Origin of the sequence: Dapis brunnea BLCC-M229, from assembly GCF_050015995.1 — a bacterium.
Taxonomy (GTDB): domain Bacteria; phylum Cyanobacteriota; class Cyanobacteriia; order Cyanobacteriales; family Microcoleaceae; genus Trichodesmium.
This window is the reverse complement of record NZ_JBNHEP010000111.1, coordinates 1-1,222: the sequence shown is the minus strand read 5'-3', so window position 1 is coordinate 1,222 and position 1,222 is coordinate 1. Positions and strand designations below refer to the sequence as shown.

Annotated in this window: 1 protein-coding gene; it reads right to left on the bottom strand. The window is 30.9% G+C overall.

Annotated features, from left to right (window positions below; genetic code table 11):
* Positions 1-177: 177 nt before the first annotated feature.
* Complete coding sequence (mddA, locus tag ACP6PM_RS13935) at positions 178-933, bottom strand: methanethiol S-methyltransferase (RefSeq protein WP_426585547.1); 756 nt, start codon at positions 931-933, stop codon at positions 178-180.
* Positions 934-1,222 lie beyond the last annotated feature (289 nt).

Below are 1,222 nucleotides of genomic sequence, written 5' to 3'. Positions count from 1 at the left end.
TTTTTTCCATAAATTTCTGCGCCATTGATAATTTTTTCAACTTGATATTATTTTTTATCTATATTATAGATAGTATTTCTCAAGCTTAACAGGTGCAGTTTTTTTTCTTATTTTCTATTTCCTTGAACCCGAATTACTACTCCCTACTCCCTACTCCCTAAAAAATTGGTATTAGAGTTATTCCTGAAGTTCTTGCTCAGTTAATTTGATTCTTTGCAAAGGAATTAACATTGAAACTTGCTGCCGATATTCCTGATATAAATTTCCATAAAAAGAAATCATATCTACCTCTTCTAATTTAATACCTACTAGCACATAAATTGTTGTACCCATAGCAAAAACTAGATGAGAAATTGTCATCAATGGAGCTGCCCAAAAAATAATAACAAAACCAAACATAATCGGATGGCGACTATATTTATAAAACCCTGGAGTTCTAAATCCTAAATCTTCATATTCCTGACCACGCCAATATAAATATACTTGTCGCAAGCCAAATAAATCAAAATGGTTAATCATCAAAGTGCTCAGGAAAACAATTAACCATCCCAAGGCAAAGATGCCATAAATAATATTATAAATTATGGGATTTTGTATATTCCAAATAATTGCACCGAGAGAATGCCATTGCCAAAATAACAGTAATAATATCAGACCTGACATCAAAACATAAGTGCTACGTTCTATAGGTTCTGGAATTATTTTTGTCCACCATTTCTTGAAACTTTGACGAGCCATGAGACTATGTTGAATGCCAAACAAACCGATTAATAAAATATCAATTAATAAACCCTTAATCAGAGAACTATCCAAGTTTGAATCTAGTGTTATTGGCAATATTAAGTTGCCAATAAAACCAATACTGTAAATAAAAGCTATCAATGCTATTAAATAACAAACCACACCATAGATCAATGCTAGTATTCTACTCATTTTTTTATGACAAAACCTCCATAGCTTTGATGAAATTATTTTACAAGTAAAGCAGCTTTAGTTAGAGACTCTTAAACAACAGAAATTTAGTTACTAAACTCCTACTTTAGCCAACTTTTTTCCAATTAGTATTAGATCAAGCTAGATTTAGTGATTAATATGGTACAACTAACAGGGTAAATATTCTTTGCTTGTTCCCTATCTTTCGACCCATCTTCCCTACGTTTTTCTTTAACAAAACCTCCATAGCTTTGATGAAATTATTTTACAAGTAAAGCAGCTTTAGTTA

Bases quoted from the DNA above. Each gene is read 5' to 3' on its own strand.
- mddA (WP_426585547.1), bottom strand. From the start codon at position 933: ATGAGTAGAATACTAGCATTGATCTATGGTGTGGTTTGTTATTTAATA.